Annotated in this window: 14 protein-coding genes, 4 tRNA genes and 1 pseudogene; 1 reads left to right on the forward strand and 18 read right to left on the reverse strand. The window is 57.8% G+C overall.

Features of this window, described 5'->3' with window-relative positions:
• Positions 1–78: 78 nt before the first annotated feature.
• Positions 79–276, forward strand: a pseudogene (locus PCE31107_RS23040) (IS3 family transposase); the annotation flags it as partial.
• Positions 277–380: 104 nt separating this feature from the next.
• Here PCE31107_RS23040 and PCE31107_RS23045 read toward each other — a convergent pair.
• The 18 genes from PCE31107_RS23045 to PCE31107_RS23130 form a co-directional block, all read right to left on the reverse strand.
• The gene (locus PCE31107_RS23045) at positions 381–1697 is read right to left on the reverse strand and encodes an O-antigen polymerase (RefSeq protein ID WP_150610774.1); all 1317 of its coding nucleotides are present in this window, start codon (positions 1695–1697) and stop codon (positions 381–383) included.
• Between the two features lie 124 nt (positions 1698–1821).
• The gene (locus tag PCE31107_RS23050) at positions 1822–2829 is read right to left on the reverse strand and encodes a hypothetical protein (protein ID WP_150610775.1); all 1008 of its coding nucleotides are present in this window, start codon (positions 2827–2829) and stop codon (positions 1822–1824) included.
• A 123-nt stretch (positions 2830–2952) separates the two neighbouring features.
• Positions 2953–3906 carry an AAC(3) family N-acetyltransferase gene (locus tag PCE31107_RS23055; RefSeq protein ID WP_150610776.1) on the reverse strand — a complete coding sequence of 318 codons (954 nt, stop codon included), beginning with the start codon at positions 3904–3906 and terminating at the stop codon, positions 2953–2955.
• A gap of 58 nt (positions 3907–3964) precedes the next feature.
• The gene (locus PCE31107_RS23060; RefSeq protein WP_150610777.1) at positions 3965–5221 is read right to left on the reverse strand and encodes a lipopolysaccharide biosynthesis protein; all 1257 of its coding nucleotides are present in this window, start codon (positions 5219–5221) and stop codon (positions 3965–3967) included.
• A gap of 527 nt (positions 5222–5748) precedes the next feature.
• Positions 5749–9960 (reverse strand): DNA-directed RNA polymerase subunit beta', encoded by a 4212-nt coding sequence (gene rpoC / locus PCE31107_RS23065; RefSeq protein WP_017232374.1) that lies wholly within the window; start codon positions 9958–9960, stop codon positions 5749–5751.
• A gap of 26 nt (positions 9961–9986) precedes the next feature.
• Complete coding sequence (gene rpoB / locus PCE31107_RS23070) at positions 9987–14093, reverse strand: DNA-directed RNA polymerase subunit beta (protein WP_130027444.1); 4107 nt, start codon at positions 14091–14093, stop codon at positions 9987–9989.
• A 508-nt stretch (positions 14094–14601) separates the two neighbouring features.
• Positions 14602–14976: a 50S ribosomal protein L7/L12 gene (rplL, locus tag PCE31107_RS23075; RefSeq protein ID WP_017232376.1), complete on the reverse strand. Its 375-nt coding sequence runs from the start codon at positions 14974–14976 to the stop codon at positions 14602–14604.
• 60 nt (positions 14977–15036) lie between these two features.
• Positions 15037–15534 carry a 50S ribosomal protein L10 gene (gene rplJ / locus PCE31107_RS23080; protein WP_010804162.1) on the reverse strand — a complete coding sequence of 166 codons (498 nt, stop codon included), beginning with the start codon at positions 15532–15534 and terminating at the stop codon, positions 15037–15039.
• Between the two features lie 323 nt (positions 15535–15857).
• Positions 15858–16553, reverse strand: coding sequence for a 50S ribosomal protein L1 (rplA, locus tag PCE31107_RS23085; RefSeq protein WP_017232377.1), 696 nt, complete (start codon positions 16551–16553; stop codon positions 15858–15860).
• A complete protein-coding gene (gene rplK, locus PCE31107_RS23090; protein WP_017232378.1) occupies positions 16553–16984 on the reverse strand; it encodes a 50S ribosomal protein L11 in 432 nt (143 codons plus the stop codon). The genes rplA and rplK overlap by 1 nt, the downstream gene beginning before the upstream one ends.
• A gap of 142 nt (positions 16985–17126) precedes the next feature.
• Positions 17127–17684, reverse strand: a complete 558-nt coding sequence (gene nusG, locus PCE31107_RS23095) for a transcription termination/antitermination protein NusG (RefSeq protein WP_026131673.1) — start codon at positions 17682–17684, stop codon at positions 17127–17129.
• Between the two features lies 1 nt (position 17685).
• Complete coding sequence (gene secE / locus PCE31107_RS23100; protein WP_150610778.1) at positions 17686–18066, reverse strand: preprotein translocase subunit SecE; 381 nt, start codon at positions 18064–18066, stop codon at positions 17686–17688.
• Positions 18067–18088: 22 nt separating this feature from the next.
• Positions 18089–18164, reverse strand: a tRNA-Trp gene (locus PCE31107_RS23105).
• Between the two features lie 64 nt (positions 18165–18228).
• Positions 18229–19419 (reverse strand): elongation factor Tu, encoded by a 1191-nt coding sequence (gene tuf, locus PCE31107_RS23110; RefSeq protein ID WP_150610779.1) that lies wholly within the window; start codon positions 19417–19419, stop codon positions 18229–18231.
• 72 nt (positions 19420–19491) lie between these two features.
• A tRNA-Thr gene (locus PCE31107_RS23115) sits at positions 19492–19566 on the reverse strand.
• 34 nt (positions 19567–19600) lie between these two features.
• Positions 19601–19674: transfer RNA gene (locus tag PCE31107_RS23120), tRNA-Gly, on the reverse strand.
• Positions 19675–19747: 73 nt separating this feature from the next.
• A tRNA-Tyr gene (locus PCE31107_RS23125) sits at positions 19748–19833 on the reverse strand.
• Between the two features lie 154 nt (positions 19834–19987).
• Positions 19988–20878: a glycosyltransferase family 25 protein gene (locus PCE31107_RS23130; protein ID WP_150610780.1), complete on the reverse strand. Its 891-nt coding sequence runs from the start codon at positions 20876–20878 to the stop codon at positions 19988–19990.
• Positions 20879–21411: the final 533 nt, after the last annotated feature.

Here is a 21411-nt window from a genome sequence, read left to right on the forward strand (position 1 = left end):
CGGGTCAGCGAATGTAGTTCAACCACCGGGGCCGTGATTCTCTAGACGCCAGTGGTACGAAAATATCCGTCAGGTCACCTGTACAAAACGGAACTGATTCACCGGCGCGCGCCTTGGAAAACAAGGGAATCCGTCGAGCTTGCAACTCTGGAATGGGTCGCTTGGTACAACCATCATCGGCTGATGGAACCGCTGGGCTATATCCCGCCAGCCGAGGCTGAGGCAGACTACTACGGGCAACTCAGAAATACTGCTGAAGCGCCTGCATTAACTTAAACCAACCGGCCTCCTCGAAAGCCGGGGCGATTCATTTGTCCTCGAAGGCTAACACCTGAGCAGGTTTTCAGTGGGTCATTACAATCGGTGGTACGGAGAAAGTATCAGTTCGACGTCGGCGCCGGCACACCGGGGGGCACCGCACCGACCTTGCGTCGAGCTGACAGCCGCATAATCAGCCAGAACGGCACATAGATGGAGAAGAACAAGACCGTGACCGACGCTAGTTCTCCGCGAAAGTAATGGAGAATGAGCGCAACAAGCAACGCATGACGCCCTAACGAAAGATCGCATTCTGGATTGTCGCGGATCTTACGAAATGATCGTCCATATACAACACCGGCCAAGATCCCACCTAGCACGATCCCGACCCACCCGAAATTCATGTACATTTCGCCAAAATAGCCCGGCGGCATAGTAGTGGCTTCCAATATCCACTTATTTGGCCAGAAAGCGAGCGTAAACACTCCTGGTGCCGTCGGCGGCTTTGCTGGAAACAGTAACGACGGCAACCAGATCAAGAAGACCATGGCCAAGGTTGCGCCATATTGATAATCCAACGTTCGTGGCATCCCATCTATAAGAACGGCCATGGTCTGCAGTTCCATCAAATTCCCGGTGAACTGGAGAACCATAAATTTGATGAGAGATCCGAGTACGTTATCCGGCTGTATCGATACGAAATGACCCACCACCAAATACTCCTGTTTGACCAAGTGGTAGAGCATCAGCAGAATGTACATAACAAGCCCCATTACAAGAAGCTTCCCCCCCGCGAACCGCTTAATACGGTAGTGCCGCACTACAGCAAGAGCGACCACATAAACGAATATTGCAGATTTAGCCCCTTGCAGGGCGACGATAAAAATGGAGAAAATGACGTATATACAAAAACCCCAAACTGCCAATCTACGCCAACTCCACTTCTCGTGGGTCAAGAGCAGCATCCACGCCACGCCAACGCTTACTAACGTATTCTGAAAAAGGACGACAAAATTCAGACCCGCAAAGGCGCGAATACGGTCCCCCCCTGCATGCAGAAACTCGCTGACCCCCCCAAGCAGTATGATTGTAGCGGCAACACTAAGAAGACTGAATCCTATAAAAACGAAAAACGATCGGGGAACGTGCCCTGCTTTACGCAACAGGAGCCTCGAATATAACTTACGCGCTGAATTTCCAAACTTTGATTGCCTTCGCCCAATTACAATTCGATAGACAAACCAAAATGATATTAATGCCAGTCCATACGCCAATAGCGCCAGCAAAACCGCAGCTTCCTTGTCGTCAAAAAAATACGGCCAGGCAATACTGAATCCGTCCTCGCCCTCCAAAAAAGGCCAAATCGGCAGAATAACACCTGCGGCGACGAACGCGACGAGCAGCGACAGTGGTGAGAAAGGATCAATTTTTTTCTTCATAAATTGTGCGATAGGGGACGCTGCGCCGCAGATATGCTTCCATTTCAAGAAAAGGCTTGAAAAATTTATATGTTGCTTTATAAGCCATCAACTCGCCGCTCAGTTTTTCGCATTCCGATTAAAATCAGAATCTTCTGAACATCATGCAGCAATCATCATATTTTCGAAGCGCCTGACCGTAGGCATAGCACACCCCGTCCGGCAATAGTCCCGATGGAAAAATAAAGGTGCCAAATTGCGCAAGCCGGAGCGGAAGCATGTCGGCTTTTGCATGAAATATCGACTCGACATCATCCGTATTCGTCATCGCATAAATATGCGCGTTTGTAGAAAGAATACCTGGCCCTGGACGATTCGACAGATAATCTATGACCGTGTTTTTTGTTGGCGCACCGGGCTCAACCGTGCTGGAAAAGTACGTTATATCCTCCCCCATCCCAACATAGATCGACGATCCCTCAATCCCCTTCAACACCTCAACATTTGCCGCATTCGCGGAGAACCGTAGTTTGCTGACGTAATTCTGCGAAAGCTGTGAGTCAGTCGCAAATACGTAGTCATCCCCTTGCTTGCGCAACCAAGCGGCGCGATAGGCCTGAGACCCAACCAGCACTGGAGTAAGTGCGCCACTTTCAGGCGAATAGAACCAGATGCCAGCTGCCTGATCGAAATCACCGGTTAGCACAAGCGCACCGTTGCGCTCGGGGGCGGGCACAATCGAGTGAACGTGATTGATAGTGTTTCGAGGGAACGTGCCTATGATATTCCACTCTCCGATCCCCTCTGCAGGGCGGCCCCAGAGATTCACCTCATCCAGTTGGGTGTTCTCGAAATACTCGCCAAACATGACAGTACTAGTCTTCCGGCGATGATCCGTGACAGTGGACAACGCCAATACCGCCTTGCCCCCCGGGATTCGCATCTCAAGAACAACCTCCCCAGTTCGAACGTTCACTCGCCATATTTCACCTTTGCGCACGGCAAGTCCGATTTCCTCATCCAAAAATATGAACGATGAAATCCCTAAGCGCAACACACGCTCTAGAATGCGAAGCCGAGGTAATCGGTCTGCGTTTCCAGACGCGGGCAATTTACAGATCTTCTTAAACCGCACCAAGCCTGAATCGGCCATGTACAGCGTCCTTCCACGAGATGCGATGAGTATGTTACGAGCATACGCCAACGGCCGGTATCCCTTTACCGTACGGACAAGTTTCCACATAGGGCTCTTCAAAATTAATGTTTGGACACACCATCATTTTAGCCAAGACGGTATCAGGTATGGGTATCCTGAATGTTTGCGGCTGTTAAGGTAGTCGACTAGCGATGCGCTCTCCAGAACTCGTATCGGAATATCCTCAACTACGCTCTCCTTGACGATCTTGTCGCGATACAGATCTCTCTCAAACCGCCGTTCCGCATAGAACAGTGCCCACTCCGGCCGCCGCTCACCGACAGTAATAATCTCGTCGTAGTCGCGATCAATTACTCGGAACTGCCTCTGCCTATACCAGTTCCCTATTGGCCAACGCTCGGGAAACATATCCTCCGCGACATGGATCATGGTCAAACTGTGCACAACCCCCACACCGAGCATCAGAATCTTCGCGTTGTGCCGGTAGCAGTACGCCCATGCCGTGCCGACACCGCAAGGATACTTCTCTGTCGAATCGAGTTCGTCCGCGAGCATTTTGTTCGCGTGTGCCCCCAAGGCCACCACCGAGTTCAGGGGATGTCGACTTCGCCGCGCCCCCTTCATTGATATCAGGGCCTGAGGCAATGCTCCCGTCCAAATACGCGCCTTCCGAACGTCATAAATAAATGGCTTGGAAAACTTTGCCTCATCGAATCGCTCCTCGCTAGGCGGCGATTCGCGATAAACCGGGATCGCGGGCATGACGAGAGTCCCCGTCTCACCAACCAAGCGAAGTAATCGCTCATTGAACTCCATGGGGGTAAGCCCGAAGCGCTTCAACGGGCCGAAGCTGGAATGCACGATGACGATGTCCCCTTCCCCCACCCCCTGCGCGGCGATCGCTGAAAAAAAAGCATTCGCATCCGCAGTCGACTCGTGCTCGATCGTTACACTTTGCGTCTTTCGTTTTGAAAAGATGCGTTGAGCCACACGACGAGCAGCGGCATTTCGCCAATAGAAATTACGCCCAACAACCTCAAATATTGGAAATGTTGCGAGCAACCAATTCAACATTTTATCCCTCTACTTTGGCAATCTAGACAATTCATATACTTTGCTCATTTGCTTTGCACTACGATTCATTTGAACTTAACAATCTCGAAGCACGAAGTACGCCCGCGTGCAACGCGAGCGAGAGAACGCTTCCCAAAAAAAATGCAATGGCCGCACCTTTCGCCCCAAATTGCTTCGCCAAATAATATGCTATCGGCGCTGTCAAGACGGCCTCTACTGAATTGATATAGACGGACAGCTTATACTGGCGTAGCGCCATCAAAACTGTTCCTATCGCCAATGAGGTGACCCTAAGCGGCAAAGCCATTGACAACACTATCAGCAGATCAAGTGTGTCGCCAATTGGGAAATGAAAAATTAGACGGTTAAATACACCAATGACGATGAAAATCCCCGAAAAAAGCAGTGCCGAACGCAATAGTGATCGCATAAGGCGACGCATCCGCCTAGCTACGGCTCCGTGTTCAGTGCGGACTAAAACAATTTGCGGCAACTCCACCTGCGCTATGACCGCAAAAATGAGCGTCGGTCCCATCAGAACCAATGTAGCGAGCCCGAAATGGCCGATTTGGTCAGTCTTAACTTTCGCTGCAGTCATCCCCAAAATCGGCAGGTTGTCACACAGTAATCGAACGAATTGCGCGACATTGGCCGACACGCCAAGAGAAATCAAGGTCAGGCTCGGCAGACTCTGGTTGACCAGGATCGGACGTCGGAACAGATATCCTCGCAAGTGCCACACCAGTGCCGAAAGAACTATCATCTCCCCCAAATATCGTCCCGCAATCCATCCGCTTATCGAGTAGGCATGTGCGACGCCCGTTACGACGCAGACAGAGCCAAACGTGGACGCGATTAGAATCACCGAGACCGAAGGTGCCGTTTGTGTGCCTTGCACAAAACCTGCAAGCACTCGAACACTGTTCGTGAGGACCGCGATGCCAGCAATCAATGACGCATACCCGATGATGGCGTTACTCAACACAAGGCGATGGAAAGCCAAGAGCCCAACAAAAGCGATTACCCCGACCATCATCTCCATTACGAGAAGACGTCGTAGAAGATACGCCCGCTCGTTGAGACTAGTTGCGGCCGCCGACTCTCGAATCGCCAACGTAGGGGTTCCGACCGACGCTCCCAGCACCAGGATCGCCAGTATGCTCTCCACGGCCCGAATTACGCCGACTTCAGACGAGCTCAGGTAAAACGCCGTCAGAAACTGGGAAACGAGCCCGCCCCCCTGAATGCAGGATGTAAGAATGAGGACAGCAAAAGTGCCTCTGAATAAAGCCAGTCGATGGAAAATTTTTGGCACGATTCACTTCAAGCGTACGGCGAATATGTCTTCAGAAGCAGCACCCTGCAGATAGGTCACCTGCTCCAAATATGATTCGCCCGCATAGATTCGAAAGAAACTTTCGTTCGAGACGGCAAATACAGTCGGTCCGAACGCTATCTGAACTGGCAACCGGCTCTGTGCGCCAGCATCAGTGGTGGCATTGATGCAAAATGTATTCGGTTCATCTACGCCCCAAGGTTCCCTGGACTCACCCTGCGGAGCCCTGCATACAGTGCCCTTGGCCAATCGCCAATGAGGGGAGTTGCGGCAATATGAGCTTGTCCAACAGCGCGCACTGTTGCGGCGCTATGTGCCCCCCATCTCTCAATCGAGGCTAGGGGATGCAAATTATAACGGTTCCCGAGTCGAGCAAACCCATGCATTCAGTCCGTTTTGCATTGCGGATGAGGCGCTCGAGATCTGCTCAAAAAAAACGGCACCTATCAAGTGACGGGTGCCGTTGATCAAACTACCAACGCTGCCAGTGCGTCGGTAATGGCGCTTTACTCCGCCGTAGGCTCTTCCACCGAGCTTGGCATCGGTGCAAACGCCTCTTCCAGAGCGATCTGGTCGTGACGCTCGCGATCCGACGTCTCACGGGCCTTGCGGGCCTTGTGATACGCCAGACCCGTACCTGCCGGGATCAGACGGCCGACGATGACGTTTTCCTTCAGGCCACGCAGGTCGTCCTTCTTGCCCATGATCGCGGCTTCGGTCAACACGCGCGTCGTTTCCTGGAACGAGGCTGCCGAGATGAACGAATCCGTCGACAGCGACGCCTTCGTAATCCCCAGCAGCACGTTCTCGTACTGCGCCGGACGCTTGTCCGCGGCGTTCATGGCGTCGTTCTCGTACAGCATGTCCGAGCGCTCGACCTGTTCGCCGATGATGAAGCGCGTATCGCCGTTGTCGGTGATCTGCACACGACGCAGCATCTGGCGAACGATCACCTCGATGTGCTTGTCGTTGATCTTCACACCCTGCAAGCGGTACACGTCCTGCACTTCGTCGACGATGTAACGCGCCAGCGCTTCGATACCCTGCAGACGCAGGATGTCGTGCGGGTCGGCCGGACCGTCCACGATCATTTCGCCCTTGTTCACCACCTGGCCGTCGTGCACCAGCACCTGCTTTTCCTTCGGAATCAGGAACTCGTGCTGGTTGCCGTCGAGATCGGTAATGACCAGACGCTGCTTGCCCTTCGTGTCCTTGCCGAACGACGTGGTACCGGTGACTTCGGCCAGAATGCCGGCGTCCTTCGGTGCGCGCGCTTCGAACAGTTCGGCCACACGCGGCAGACCCCCGGTAATATCGCGAGTCTTCTGCGCTTCTGTCGGGATACGTGCGAGCACTTCACCCACCGGTACTTGCTGACCGTCCTTGATGGTGATCAGTGCGCCCACCTGGAAGCCGATCGTCACTGCGTGATCGGTCCCCGGGATCTTCACTTCCACACCATGTTCGTCGAGCAGCTTGACCTGCGGACGCACGTTCTTCGACGCCGGACCACGACGCTTCGGATCGATCACGACCAGCGTGGACAGACCCGTCACATCGTCGATCTGCTTGGCCACCGTGACACCTTCCTCGACGTTCTCGAACCGGGCGTAACCGCCGTGTTCGGTAATGATCGGGCGCGTCAGCGGATCCCACGTCCCCAGTTGGGCACCGGCCTTGACCTGTGCGCCGTCCAGATGCAGCAGCGTGGCGCCATACGGCACCTTGTGGCGCTCGCGCTCACGGCCATGATCGTCCGTGATCAGGATTTCGCCCGAACGCGAGATGGCGATCTGTTCGCCGCGACCGTTCGTCACGTAACGCATGGTCGCCGAGAAGCGAACCGTACCGTTCGACTTGGCTTCGATCGACGAGGCCACGGCCGCACGCGATGCCGCACCACCGATGTGGAACGTACGCATCGTGAGCTGCGTGCCCGGTTCACCGATCGACTGCGCAGCGATCACACCGACCGCTTCGCCCACGTTCACACGGGAGCCGCGGCCGAGGTCACGGCCGTAACAGGCAGCGCACAGACCGAAGCGCGTATCGCAGGTCAGCGGCGTGCGCACGCGCACTTCGTCGACACCCAGCGCTTCGATCATCTCGACGGCGTCTTCGTCGAGCAGCGTGCCCGATTCGTACACCGTCTCTTGCGTTTCCGGATTCACGACGTCGGCCACGGCCACGCGACCCAGGATACGGTCACGCAGGGCTTCGACCACTTCACCGCCCTCGACCAGTGCCTTCATCGCAACGCCGTTGCTCGTGCCGCAATCGTCTTCGACCACGACCAGATCCTGCGTCACGTCGACCAGACGACGCGTCAGGTAACCCGAGTTTGCCGTCTTCAGTGCCGTATCGGCCAGACCCTTACGTGCACCGTGGGTCGAGATGAAGTACTGCAACACGTTCAGGCCTTCGCGGAAGTTCGCGGTAATCGGCGTCTCGATAATCGAGCCATCCGGCTTGGCCATCAGGCCACGCATACCCGCGAGCTGGCGAATCTGGGCGCTCGAACCGCGAGCACCGGAGTCGGCCATCATGTAAATCGAGTTGAACGATTCCTGGTCGACGATATTGCCGTCGCGATCGGTCGTCTTCTCTTTCGAGAGCTGCTCCATCATCGCCTTGCCCACGGCGTCGCCGGTCGCACCCCAGATGTCCACGACGTTGTTGTAACGCTCTTGCGCCGTGACCAGACCCGACATGTACTGACGGTCGTATTCCTTGACCTTCTTCGACGCTTCGCCGATCAGCTCTTCCTTCTTCGTCGGCACGAGCATGTCGTCGACGCAGATCGAGATACCGGCACGCGTTGCCAGGCGGAAGCCCGACTGCATCAGCTTGTCGACGAAGATCACCGTCTCGCGCAGACCGCAGCGGCGGAACGCCGTGTTGATGAGCTTCGAGATTTCCTTCTTCTTGAGCGACTTGTTCAGCACCGAGAACGGCAGGCCCGGCGGCAGAATTTCCGACAGGATCGCGCGGCCGACCGTGGTCGGATACAGCGTGATCTTCGGCGTCTTCTCGCCCGTTTCCGGATCGACCGTGTACTCCGTGATACGCACGTTCACGCGCGAAGCCAGTTCGACTTCCTTGTTATCGTAAGCGCGCAGCACTTCCGAAACGTCGATGAACGACAGGCCTTCGCCGCGGCCGTTGATCTTGTCGCGGGTCGCGTAGTACAGACCCAGCACGATATCCTGCGACGGCACGATCGACGGATCGCCGTTGGCCGGGAACAACACGTTGTTCGAGGCCAGCATCAGGGTACGCGCTTCCATCTGCGCTTCGAGCGACAGCGGCACGTGAACGGCCATCTGGTCACCGTCGAAGTCGGCGTTGAACGCCGCGCAAACCAGCGGGTGAAGCTGGATCGCCTTGCCTTCGATCAGCACCGGCTCGAACGCCTGAATCCCCAGGCGGTGCAGCGTCGGTGCGCGGTTCAGCATGATCGGGTGTTCGCGGATCACATCTTCGAGGATGTCCCACACCACCGCCGTCTGGTTCTCGACTTCTTTCTTCGCGGCCTTGATGGTCGTGGCCACGCCCAACACTTCCAGCTTGTGGAAGATGAACGGCTTGAAGAGTTCGAGCGCCATCAGCTTCGGCAGACCGCACTGATGCAGCTTGAGCGTCGGGCCCACGGTAATCACCGAACGGCCCGAGTAGTCGACCCGCTTACCCAGCAAGTTCTGACGGAAACGACCGCTCTTGCCCTTGATCATGTCGGCCAGCGACTTGAGCGGGCGCTTGTTCGCACCGGTCATCGCCTTGCCGCGACGACCGTTGTCGAGCAGCGAGTCCACGGATTCCTGCAGCATGCGCTTTTCGTTGCGCACGATGATGTCCGGGGCCTTCAGCTCGAGCAGACGCTTCAGACGGTTGTTACGGTTGATGACGCGGCGATACAGATCGTTCAGGTCCGAGGTCGCGAAGCGGCCACCGTCGAGCGGCACCAACGGGCGCAGCTCGGGCGGGAGCACCGGCAGCACTTCGAGCACCATCCACTCGGGCTTGATGCCCGAACGCTGGAAAGCCTCGAGCACCTTCAGGCGCTTGGCGTACTTCTTGATCTTCGCTTCCGAGCCCGTGGCTTGCAGCTCGGCGCGCAGATGCTCGACCTGCTGGTCGATGTCGATCGAGCGCAGCAGCTCGCGCACGCCTTCCGCGCCCATCTCGGCACGGAATTCGTCGCCGTATTCCTCGACCTTGTTGTAGTAATCCTCTTCGGTCATGATCTGGCACCGCTTGAGCGGCGTCATGCCCGGTTCGAGAACCACATACGCTTCGAAGTACAGCACGCGTTCGATGTCGCGCAGCGTCATGTCGAGCACCATGCCCAGACGCGACGGCAGCGACTTCAGGAACCAGATGTGCGCGACCGGCGAGGCCAGCTCGATGTGGCCCATGCGCTCGCGACGCACCTTCGCCAGCGTGACTTCCACGCCGCACTTCTCGCAGATCACGCCGCGATGCTTCAGGCGCTTGTACTTGCCGCAAAGGCACTCGTAATCCTTGATCGGACCGAAGATCTTTGCGCAGAACAGGCCGTCACGCTCGGGCTTGAATGTCCGATAGTTGATCGTTTCCGGCTTCTTCACTTCGCCGAACGACCACGAGCGGATCTTGTCCGGCGAAGCCAGACCGATCTTGATCGCGTCGAACTGTTCGACCTGCTGAACTTGCTTGAATAGATCGAGCAAAGCTTTCATTGCTTTCTCCTGTTGCCTGAACGCAATTAACTGCGCTCCAGGTCGATATCGATACCGAGCGAACGGATTTCCTTGACCAGCACGTTGAACGACTCCGGCATGCCGGCATCGATCACGTGATCGCCCTTGACGAGGTTCTCGTACACCTTCGTACGCCCCGTCACGTCATCCGACTTCACGGTCAGCATTTCCTGCAGCACATACGATGCGCCGTATGCTTCCAGTGCCCACACTTCCATTTCACCGAAGCGCTGACCACCGAACTGGGCCTTACCGCCCAACGGCTGTTGCGTCACCAGCGAGTACGGACCGGTCGAACGCGCGTGCATCTTGTCGTCGACCAAGTGGTGCAGCTTGAGCATGTGCATGAAGCCGCACGTGACCGGACGCTCGAAAGCTTCACCGGTACGGCCGTCGAACAGCGTGACCTGGTTCTTCGACGGCGTCATGCCGAGTTCCTTCGCGACGTGATCCGGGAACGCCAGATCCAGCATGCGACGGATTTCGTCTTCATGGGCACCATCGAACACCGGCGTTGCGAACGGCACGCCGTTCTGCAGGTTGCGCGCCAGCGACATGATTTCGTCGTCCGACAGGCTGTCGATATCTTCTTGTTGACCGCTCTCGTTGTAGATCTTCGTCAGGAACTTGCGAACTTCCTGGACCTTGGTGTGCGCCTGCAGCATTTCGCCGATCCGCCAGCCCAGACCCTTCGCTGCCCAGCCGAGGTGCGACTCGAGAATCTGACCCACGTTCATCCGCGACGGCACGCCGAGCGGGTTGAGCACGATGTCTGCCGGACGGCCATCGGCCATGTACGGCATATCCTCGATCGGCACGATCTTCGAGACCACGCCCTTGTTACCGTGACGGCCGGCCATCTTGTCGCCAGGCTGCAGACGACGCTTGACCGCCAGGTACACCTTGACCATCTTCAGCACGCCCGGCGGCAGTTCGTCGCCCTGCGTGAGTTTCTTGCGCTTCTCTTCGAAGGCGAGGTCGAACTGGTGACGCTTCTGCTCGATCGATTCCTTGATCTGCTCGAGCTGTTGCGCACCTTCGTCTTCCGCCAAACGGATGTCGAACCAGTGGTAACGATCCAGATCCGCCAGGTATTCCTTCGTGAGCTTGGTGCCCTTGGCGAGCTTCTTCGGACCGCCATTGGCCGTCTTGCCCACCAGGAAGCGCTCCAGACGCTGGAATGCATCGCCTTCCACGATACGCAGCTGGTCGTTCAGGTCGAGGCGGTAGCCCTTGAGTTCATCGTCGATGATCTGCTGGGCACGCTTGTCGCGCTGAATGCCTTCACGCGTGAACACCTGCACGTCGATGACGGTGCCGCTCATGCCCGACGGCACGCGCAGCGAGGTGTCCTTCACGTCCGATGCCTTCTCGCCGAAGATCGCGCGCAGCAGCTTTTCTTCCGGCGTGAGCTGGGTTTCGCCCTTCGGCGTGACCTTGCCCACCAGGACGTCGCCCGCTTCGACTTCCGCGCCGATGTACACGATGCCCGACTCGTCCAGACGGCCGAGTTGGACTTCCGCCAGGTTCGAGATGTCGCGCGTGATTTCCTCAGGTCCGAGCTTCGTGTCGCGAGCGACCACGTTCAGCTCTTCGATGTGGATCGACGTGTAACGGTCTTCCGCAACGACACGCTCCGAGATCAGGATCGAATCCTCGAAGTTGTAGCCGTTCCACGGCATGAACGCGATCAGCATGTTCTGACCCAGCGCCAACTCACCCAGATCGGTCGACGCGCCGTCGGCGATCACATCGCCGCGCGCCACCTTGTCGCCTTCTTCCACGATCGGGCGCTGGTTGATGTTGGTGTTCTGGTTCGAACGCGTGTACTTGATCAGGTTGTAGATGTCCACGCCGACTTCACCGGCGACGGCTTCATCGTCGTTCACGCGAATCACCACACGGCCTGCGTCGACGTAGTCGACCACGCCGCCGCGGAACGCCTGCACGGTCGTACCCGAGTCGACAGCCACCGTACGTTCGATACCCGTACCGACCACCGCTTTTTCCGGACGCAGGCAAGGCACGGCCTGGCGCTGCATGTTCGAACCCATCAACGCGCGGTTCGCGTCGTCGTGCTCGAGGAACGGAATCAGCGACGCGGCGACGGAGACGATCTGCGACGGTGCCACGTCCATGTACTGGATGCGGTCCGGCGTGACCATCAGCGTTTCGCCGGCTTCACGCGACGACACCAGTTCGTCGGTCAGTTCACCGTTTTCGCCAATCGACGCGTTCGCCTGAGCGATCACGTAGCGACCTTCTTCAATGGCCGACAGGTAGTCGATCTGGTCGGTGACCTTGCCGTCTTCCACCTTGCGGTAAGGCGTCTCGAGGAAGCCATACTCGTTCAGGCGGGCGTACAGTGCCAGCGAGTTGATCAGACCAATGTTCGGACCTTCCGGCGTTTCAATCGGGCACACGCGGCCATAGTGGGTCGGGTGCACGTCGCGCACTTCGAAGCCGGCACGCTCGCGCGTCAAACCGCCCGGGCCCAGTGCGGACACGCGACGCTTGTGCGTGATTTCCGACAACGGGTTGGTCTGGTCCATGAACTGCGAGAGCTGCGACGAACCGAAGAACTCGCGAATGGCCGACGAGATCGGCTTGCTGTTGATCAGGTCGTGCGGCATCAGGTTTTCCGACTCGGCCTGACCCAGACGTTCCTTCACAGCCCGCTCGACACGCACCAGACCGGCGCGGAACTGGTTCTCGGCCAGCTCACCCACGCAACGCACGCGGCGGTTGCCCAAGTGGTCGATGTCGTCGACTTCGCCGCGGCCATTACGCAGATCCACGAGGATCTTGATGGTCGAGAGAATGTCGTCGTCGCCCAGCGTCATCGGTCCGAGCACTTCGTCACGGCCGACACGACGGTTGAACTTCATACGACCCACCTTCGACAGGTCGTACGCTTCTTCGCTGTAGAACAGACGATTGAACAGGGCCTCGACCGCATCTTCGGTCGGCGGCTCGCCCGGGCGCATCATGCGGTAGATCGCGATACGCGCGGCCGTGCGGTCGGCGGTTTCGTCGATGCGCAGCGTGGCCGAGATGTACGACCCCTGGTCCAGATCGTTCGTGAACAGCGTCTGGATGTCAGACACGTCCGACTCGCGCAGCTTGACCAGCACGCTTTCGGTGATTTCTTCGTTGGCGTTGGCGATCACTTCGCCGGTATCGCCATCGATCACGTTCTTCGCGAGCACTCGGCCGAGCAGGTAGTCTTCCGGCACCGAGATGAACTTGGTGTTGGCGTTCTCCAGGTCGCGGATGTGCTTGGCGTTGACGCGCTTGTCCTTCTGGACGATGACCTTGCCTTCGCGATCCGTGATGTCGAAGCGAGCCACTTCACCGCGCAGACGCTCCGGCACGAACTCCATCTGTGCGCCTTCCGGCATCAGCTTGAAGTTGTCGAACACGAAGAAGTTCGCGAGGATCTGTTCCGGCGTCAGGCCGATGGCCTTGAGCAGAATCGTGACCGGCATCTTGCGACGGCGGTCGACGCGGAAGTACAGGATGTCCTTCGGATCGAATTCGAAGTCCAGCCACGAGCCGCGGTAGGGGATGATACGCGCGGAGAACAGCAGTTTGCCCGAGCTGTGCGTCTTGCCCTTGTCGTGTTCGAAGAACACGCCCGGCGAGCGGTGCAGCTGCGAGACGATGACACGCTCCGTGCCATTGATGACGAAGGAACCGGTCGACGTCATGAGCGGAATTTCGCCCATGTACACTTCCTGTTCCTTGACTTCCTTGACGACGGGCTTGTTCGGCGATTCACGGTCGAGAATCACCAGACGAACCTTGGCGCGCAGGGCCGAGCAAAAAGTCAGGCCGCGCTGTTGACATTCCTTGACATCGAACGCGGGTGTGCCGAGCAGATAGCTGACAAACTCCAGGCGTGCGAACCCGTTGTGAGAAACGATCGGGAAAATGGAGGAGAAGGCTGCTTGCAGACCCTCCGGCTTCCGCTCCGATGCAAGCGCTTCGGCTTGCAAGAACGATGTGTACGAGGCGAGCTGGGTGGCCAGCAAAAACGGCACCTTGTGCACGGTCGGACGCTTCGCAAAACTCTTGCGAATGCGTTTCTTCTCGGTGAAGGAATAGTGCATTACGATCTCCGAATCACTACGCTGGCGACGACGGCAGGCATCGTCAACGGGTGTTCATCGACTGAGACCAGACGTCCCCCGCGGCGGGCTTGCCGTGGAGCAACGAGCTTGGTGGTTGGCCGCTACCAACCGCTGGCTGACGGCGACGGATGCCTGTGTTGCCCGTCGCCCGACCAAACTTGCCTTCTGCAGTCGCTTCAGAAGACAAAGAGAAAACCGCCACGGGTCGAATCCCGGCGCGATCTTTTCTTTGGCCTCTTCGGTACTTCTTCGGTACTACCCTCGCGTCCTCTCTGTTGCTGTGTTTCGTCAGTACCCTCGATAATGCGTGCGCTTGAAATGGCGAAAATCACGGATGCATCGGCGAAATCATTTCGCTTTCAACCCCTTGGCGCACTTTCACGCGGGCTTTCGAGTTGCGCGCGCCCCTTTCGGGATTTGGCTCTCCTGAAAGCACAAAAAGGCTGACGACGTTTCGTCGCCAGCCTTCCCTACGCGCAGAGCCGAATTACTTGATTTCGACCTTGGCGCCGGCTTCTTCCAGCTTCTTCTTGGCTTCGTCAGCAGCAGCCTTGTCGACGCCTTCCTTGACAGCCTTCGGAGCGCCATCAACCACGTCCTTGGCTTCCTTCAAGCCCAGGCCCGTGATTTCGCGAACGGCCTTGATCACGCCGACCTTGTTCGCACCGACTTCCGCCAGGATGACGTTGAATTCGGTTTGCTCTTCGGCTGCAGCAGCAGCGCCAGCACCCGCGGGGCCAGCCACCGACAGGGCAGCAGCCGACACGCCAAACTTCTCTTCGAACGCCTTGACCAGGTCGTTCAGTTCCATAACCGACATTGCGCCAACGGCGTCGATGATGTCTTCTTTCGTGATTGCCATTTGTAAAACTCCTAGATTGTGTTCGGACCGAAGTCAGCGATCGTGTAACCGGGACGAGAATTAAGCAGCTTCTGCTTGCTTCTTCTCGGCCACGGCAGCCAGGACGCGAGCAAAGCCGGAAACCGGCGCTTGCATGACACCCAGCAACTTCGCGAGCAGTTCGTCGCGGCTCGGGATCGAGGCCAGCGCTTGCACGCCTGCCTTGTCCATCACCTTGCCGTCGTACGAGCCGGCCTTCAAGATCAACTTGTCGTTGCCCTTCGAAAAGTCGTTCAAGACTTTCGCAGCGGCTACGGGATCCGTCGAGATACCGTAGATCAGAGGACCGGTCATCTGCTCAGCCAGGTCAGCAAACGGGGTGTTTTCCACCGCGCGGCGAGCCAGCGTGTTCTTCAGAACGCGCAGGTAGACGCCTTGCTGACGCGCATTGGCGCGAAGCTTCGTCAGATCGCCAACCGTGATTCCGCGATATTCAGCCACAACGATGGTCGAAGCGCCGGCGACTTGCGCCGAAACTTCTGCCACGACGGCTTTCTTATCATCAAGATTAAGTGCCACGGTTAACCTCCAAAATTGACATCACCTCATGGTGATGCCGTTCCACTAACGGCTTACCGACATGTCTGGAGTTTCAACCGCCACGCCCGGTTGCCCAGGTGAGGCGATGTGACTGCATAACTTGTTCGGGTTCGCCATCTGCGTTGGCTGGCGTATTAAGGGAGCGTCAACACATGCCCATTCCCGCCAACGGTCTTTGATAACCGGAAGCGATTTCCGAAGAATCCGCTTCCGCCCAAAGTCTTTTGCTGCTGACTGTCGATCCTGAGGATCGCAGTCGTCGCAGGGGACGCCATCACCCTGCGATTGCGATACGGTCTGGCTTAGGCAGCCAGGCTGGCCTGATCCACACGCACGCCAACGCCCATCGTGCTCGACAGGGCGATCTTGCGCAGGTAGACACCCTTGCTCGAAGCCGGCTTCGACTTCGTCAGGGCTTCCAGCAGGGCCGACAGGTTCTGACGCAGCGCTGCCGGGTCGAACGACGCACGACCGATGGTCGCGTGAATAATGCCGCCCTTGTCAACGCGGAATTGCACCTGACCGGCCTTGGCGTTCTTCACTGCCGTAGCGACGTCCGGGGTCACCGTGCCAACCTTCGGGTTCGGCATCAGGCCGCGCGGGCCGAGAATCTGACCCAGCGTACCGACGACGCGCATCGTGTCCGGCGAAGCGATCACGATATCGAAGTCCATCTTGCCGGCCTTGATTTGCTCGGCCAGGTCTTCCATACCCACGATTTCAGCGCCGGCAGCCTTGGCTTGCTCGGCCTTTTCGCCTTGAGCGAACACAGCCACGCGAACCGACTTACCGGTACCGGCCGGCAGAACGACCGAGCCGCGAACCACTTGGTCCGACTTCTTCGCATCCACGCCCAGTTGCACGGCGACGTCGATCGACTCGTCGAACTTGGCGCTTGCGCATTCCTTGACCAGGGCCAGAGCGTCGCCGACCGGGTACAGCTTGTTGCGGTCGACCTTGGCGGCCAGTGCTTGTTGACGCTTAGAGATCTTAGCCATTACAGACCCTCCACCGTGATGCCCATCGAACGTGCGCTGCCAGCGATGGTGCGAACCGCGGCGTCCAGATCGGCGGCGGTAAGGTCAGGCATCTTGGTCTTCGCGATTTCTTCCGCTTGTGCGCGGGTGATCTTGCCCACCTTGTCGGTGTGCGGCTTGCTCGAACCCTTTTGCAGGTTGGCAGCCTTCTTGATCAGCACCGTTGCCGGCGGGGTCTTCAGGACGAACGTGAAGCTCTTGTCCGCAAATGCGGTGATCACCACCGGGGTCGGAAGACCCGGCTCGAGGCTCTGCGTTTGCGCGTTGAACGCCTTGCAGAACTCCATGATGTTCAGGCCACGCTGACCGAGGGCCGGGCCCACGGGGGGCGACGGGTTGGCTTTACCTGCAGGAATCTGCAGCTTGATAAAGCCGATGATTTTCTTTGCCATGGTTTACTCCGGAACGAATATGTGGCGCATATTCGGGGTTGAGTCATAGCGCGCGTTCACCAAAACGGGCTACTGACGCTCCTCGGCGACGGCTGTCACCAACGCAAAAACGCGCCGGACGTCGCGCCGGCGCATTTTATTCTTAGATCTTTTCGACTTGCCCGAACTCCAGTTCTACCGGAGTTGCCCGTCCGAAAATGGTGACGGAAACACGGAGGCGAGATTTTTCGTAGTTCACTTCTTCCACCGAGCCGTTGAAGTCCGTGAAAGGACCTTCCTTGACTCGAACCAGCTCGCCCACCTCGAACAACGTCTTCGGACGCGGCTTTTCCACCCCGTCCTTGATTTGCGACATGATCTTGTCGACCTCGGCCTGTCGAATCGGAATCGGGCGATTGCCCGTACCGCCGACAAAACCGGTGACCTTGGCGGTATTCTTCACCAAGTGCCACGTGTCATCCGTCATTTCCATTTCGCACAGCACATAGCCGGGGAAGAAACGACGCTCGGTGACCGACTTGTGGCCACCTTTGATTTCAACGACTTCTTCGGTCGGGACAAGAATCTCGCCGAACAAGTCTTCCATGCCGGCACGCGCAATACGCTCACGCAGCGCCTTGGCTACGCTCTTTTCCATGCCGGAATACGCATGAACGACGTACCAGCGCTTCTTACTCGGTGCAGCCCCGGTATCAGACATATCACTTCCAGCCAAGAATCAAAGAGAACACTGCCCATTCAATCGTTTTGTCGCTGATCCAGAGATACAGCGCCATTACGATGACGAACGCGAAGACGATCGCAGTCGTTTGAGCGGCCTCTTTACGGGTCGGCCAAACGACCTTACCCACTTCCCGATACGCATCCTTGGCAAAAGCCAGGAAGCTTTTGCCGGTTTGCGATGCCAATGCAACACCTGCTGCGATGGCTAGAACGACGACGATGGCAGCAACGCGCACATACAGTGCCTGTTGCGCCAGCGCGTAGAAGGCCACGACACCAGCAATCACGAGCAGCCCGGCCAGTGCCAGCAGCAGCTTGTCGCCAGTCGTACGTACAGTTTCTACGGGAGAATTCGCCATTTCCAGCTTGCAGACAGTTGTTTGGCAGGGGCAGAGGGAATCGAACCCCCAACCTTCGGTTTTGGAGACCGACGCTCTGCCAGTTGAGCTATACCCCTAAAACAGCAGTGGGGCCAGCCGCCAAAAGCTGACCCCGTAAGCGCGGACCGTTAAGGTACCGGCTTACGCTACGATCTTTGCAACCACACCGGCGCCGACAGTACGACCACCTTCGCGGATTGCGAAACGCAGACCTTCAGTCATGGCGATCGGGGCGATCAACTTGACGGTGATCGACACGTTATCGCCAGGCATAACCATTTCCTTGCCTTCCGGCAGGGTGATCGAGCCCGTTACGTCCGTCGTACGGAAGTAGAACTGCGGACGATAGTTGTTGAAGAACGGGGTGTGACGACCACCTTCGTCCTTCGACAGCACGTACACTTCGCCGGTGAATTCCGTGTGCGGCGTGATCGAACCCGGCTTGGCCAGAACCTGACCACGCTGGACTTCTTCACGCTTCGTGCCGCGCAGCAGGATACCGACGTTGTCACCTGCCTGACCTTGGTCGAGCAGCTTGCGGAACATTTCCACGCCCGTGCAAATCGTCTTGACCGTCGGGGTGATACCGACGATTTCGATTTCTTCGCCGACCTTGATGACACCCGATTCAACGCGACCGGTCACCACGGTACCGCGACCCGAGATCGAGAACACGTCTTCCACCGGCATCAGGAATGCCTTGTCGATGGCGCGTTCCGGCGTCGGGATGTACGTGTCGAGTGCGTCAGCCAGTTGCATGATCGCAACTTCACCGAGTTCGCCCTTGTCGCCTTCCAGCGCCAGCTTGGCGGAACCCTTGATGATCGGCAGATCGTCGCCCGGGAAGTCGTACTTCGACAGGAGTTCGCGAACTTCCATTTCGACCAGCTCGAGCAGCTCGGCGTCGTCGACCATGTCGCACTTGTTCAGGAACACGATGATGTACGGCACACCAACCTGACGAGCCAGCAGGATGTGCTCGCGCGTTTGCGGCATCGGGCCGTCGGCAGCCGAGCAAACCAGAATGGCGCCGTCCATCTGGGCAGCACCGGTAATCATGTTCTTGACGTAGTCGGCGTGGCCCGGGCAGTCAACGTGTGCGTAGTGGCGGTTCGCCGTTTCGTACTCGATGTGCGCGGTGTTGATGGTAATACCGCGTGCCTTTTCTTCCGGCGCAGCGTCGATTTCGTCGTACTTCTTGGCCTGACCGCCGAACTTCGACGACAGGACCGTTGCGATAGCGGCCGTCAGGGTGGTCTTGCCATGGTCAACGTGACCGATGGTGCCAACGTTCACGTGCGGCTTGGTCCGCGCGAATTTTTCCTTTGCCATTTCCGACTCCTAACGGGGTTATCTTTTGCCGAAGTTGCTCGGCATGATGATTGCCGCGCTTCACACTATCTTTGGTGCCCATGGGCAGGATCGAACTGCCGACCTCTCCCTTACCAAGGGAGTGCTCTACCACTGAGCCACATGGGCGAATCCTTTACTTCTACTGCGTCTGCGCGTCACCTGGAGCGGGTGAAGGGAATCGAACCCTCGTCGTAAGCTTGGAAGGCTTCTGCTCTACCATTGAGCTACACCCGCTTGGATTCTGACTCTCGCCTCAGGCAACAAGCGCCGGAGATTTTAATTTCCGGCGCTCATTACTTCCGCATTCTGGTGGAGGAGGTTGGATTCGAACCAACGTAGGCGTAAGCCAACAGATTTACAGTCTGCCCCCTTTAGCCACTCGGGCACCCCTCCGCAGAGAATTTGCAATTATGGAGATGTCGCCCCGCCTTGTCAACACCTGCCATGCGTTAAATACGCAGTTTTTGTGCCTGATGCTCTGCGGATTTTCACTATCCGCAGCAAGCCGTTGATTTGCTTGATGATATCAATGCGGCCAAGCGTTGACTCAATGCCAATGACGCGCCGGGGCAAACCAGCGTCGACGCCAGGCGGCGGCATAGCGACTCAGACTATCCCGCCCCCGGTGGAATTCTCGTTTGAGTTTCTGCCATGGGTTGCGCATGACCTTATGACGGCCGACGATGGTGGTACCGAAATCATCGCCTCGATCCAGCACGATATCCGGCGTCATCGAGATCATGTTGATGCCATGCTCCCAGTTCCGGTTGAGCATGTCGTCGACGGGGTGAATGGTGCGCCTGGCATAGGCCAGAAGCACAAGCGCTGCCGCGCGCCGGATAAGGTAGGCATGCGCACCGCCCGGCTGCTTTCTGTGGTCGCGCAGAATCCCACCACCAGGCAGTTGGCCAACGCGCCATGCCCCTGCCGCGCCCCCCTCCTTCAATCGCATGATGCCCCAGGGGAGCGTCACGCTCAGTGTCGATGCAAGACATTGCGAGAACCCGGGAGTCAGTTCGACATCGTCTTCCAGGACGCACCAGACATCGTCGTTGGAGTTCGCGAGCGCCTCCCAGACCCGGTAATGACTGTCATAGCAGCCGACCTCTCCGAGCGTCAGATGATTGCCGTATATCCGAAGGCGTTCGGAAGCGTCATACGTCGACGGATAGTCGCTAATACGTTCGGCATCGAAGAATTGAAAGGGGACGTCGGCTGCCGCCAACTGCTCGATCATGTGTGCGCGACGAACATCGCTGTCCACGAGAGAGATGACGACAACCGGGGGAAACCTGGAGGGTGAAATAGGATTCTGGAACATCGCCGCGCGCTCGCGCCGCGACGGCGCGGCACCTAAGCCGCAAATTGGAATAGCCGCACGATAGCGAACAAAAAACCGAATTACGAGCTTATGGCGATAATTCGAGGACTTTCCCACGCCCCGCTTCCTCCAAGCCTTCACTCGCTACGGCGCAGAACGAAGGGGGCTGCGAACGACGCGGAAATCCCGGCGCCGATTCGCCCTATGGGTCACGGTGACGCAACACGATCTTGGCATTGAACCGCGCCGCCGCGCCGGCGCTGCGTACTATCGCCGTGGACACGATCTGGGCATCAAGCCACGCTGCCGCGACAGGGCCAGGCGTTGTCGCCGTCGACATGACCTAGACATCGAGCCACGCAGGCGCGCCGACGCTGGGCGTTATCGCCGTGGACACGACCTGCGCATCAAGCCACGCTGCCGCGACAGGGCCAGGCGTTGTCGCCGTCGACATGACCTAGACATCGAGCCACGCAGGCGCGCCGACGCTGGGCGTTATCGCCGTGGACACGACCTGCGCATCAAGCCACGCTGCCGCGACAGGGCCAGGCGTTGTCGCCGTCGACATGACCTTGACCTGACGGATATTTTCGTACCACTGGCGTCTAGAGAATCACGGCCCCGGTGGTTGAACTACATTCGCTGACCCG

The organism is Pandoraea cepalis, from assembly GCF_902459625.1.
In the GTDB taxonomy this organism is placed as follows: domain Bacteria; phylum Pseudomonadota; class Gammaproteobacteria; order Burkholderiales; family Burkholderiaceae; genus Pandoraea; species Pandoraea cepalis.

Coding starts and splice junctions, on each gene's coding strand:
- PCE31107_RS23045 (WP_150610774.1), bottom strand. CDS start 1,697: ATGAAGAAAAAAATTGATCCTTTCTCACCACTGTCGCTGCTCGTCGCG.
- PCE31107_RS23050 (WP_150610775.1), bottom strand. CDS start 2,829: ATGGCCGATTCAGGCTTGGTGCGGTTTAAGAAGATCTGTAAATTGCCC.
- PCE31107_RS23055 (WP_150610776.1), bottom strand. CDS start 3,906: ATGTTGAATTGGTTGCTCGCAACATTTCCAATATTTGAGGTTGTTGGG.
- rpoC (WP_017232374.1), bottom strand. CDS start 9,960: ATGAAAGCTTTGCTCGATCTATTCAAGCAAGTTCAGCAGGTCGAACAG.
- rpoB (WP_130027444.1), bottom strand. CDS start 14,093: ATGCACTATTCCTTCACCGAGAAGAAACGCATTCGCAAGAGTTTTGCG.
- rplL (WP_017232376.1), bottom strand. CDS start 14,976: ATGGCAATCACGAAAGAAGACATCATCGACGCCGTTGGCGCAATGTCG.
- rplA (WP_017232377.1), bottom strand. CDS start 16,553: ATGGCTAAGATCTCTAAGCGTCAACAAGCACTGGCCGCCAAGGTCGAC.
- rplK (WP_017232378.1), bottom strand. CDS start 16,984: ATGGCAAAGAAAATCATCGGCTTTATCAAGCTGCAGATTCCTGCAGGT.
- nusG (WP_026131673.1), bottom strand. CDS start 17,684: ATGTCTGATACCGGGGCTGCACCGAGTAAGAAGCGCTGGTACGTCGTT.
- secE (WP_150610778.1), bottom strand. CDS start 18,066: ATGGCGAATTCTCCCGTAGAAACTGTACGTACGACTGGCGACAAGCTG.
- tuf (WP_150610779.1), bottom strand. CDS start 19,419: ATGGCAAAGGAAAAATTCGCGCGGACCAAGCCGCACGTGAACGTTGGC.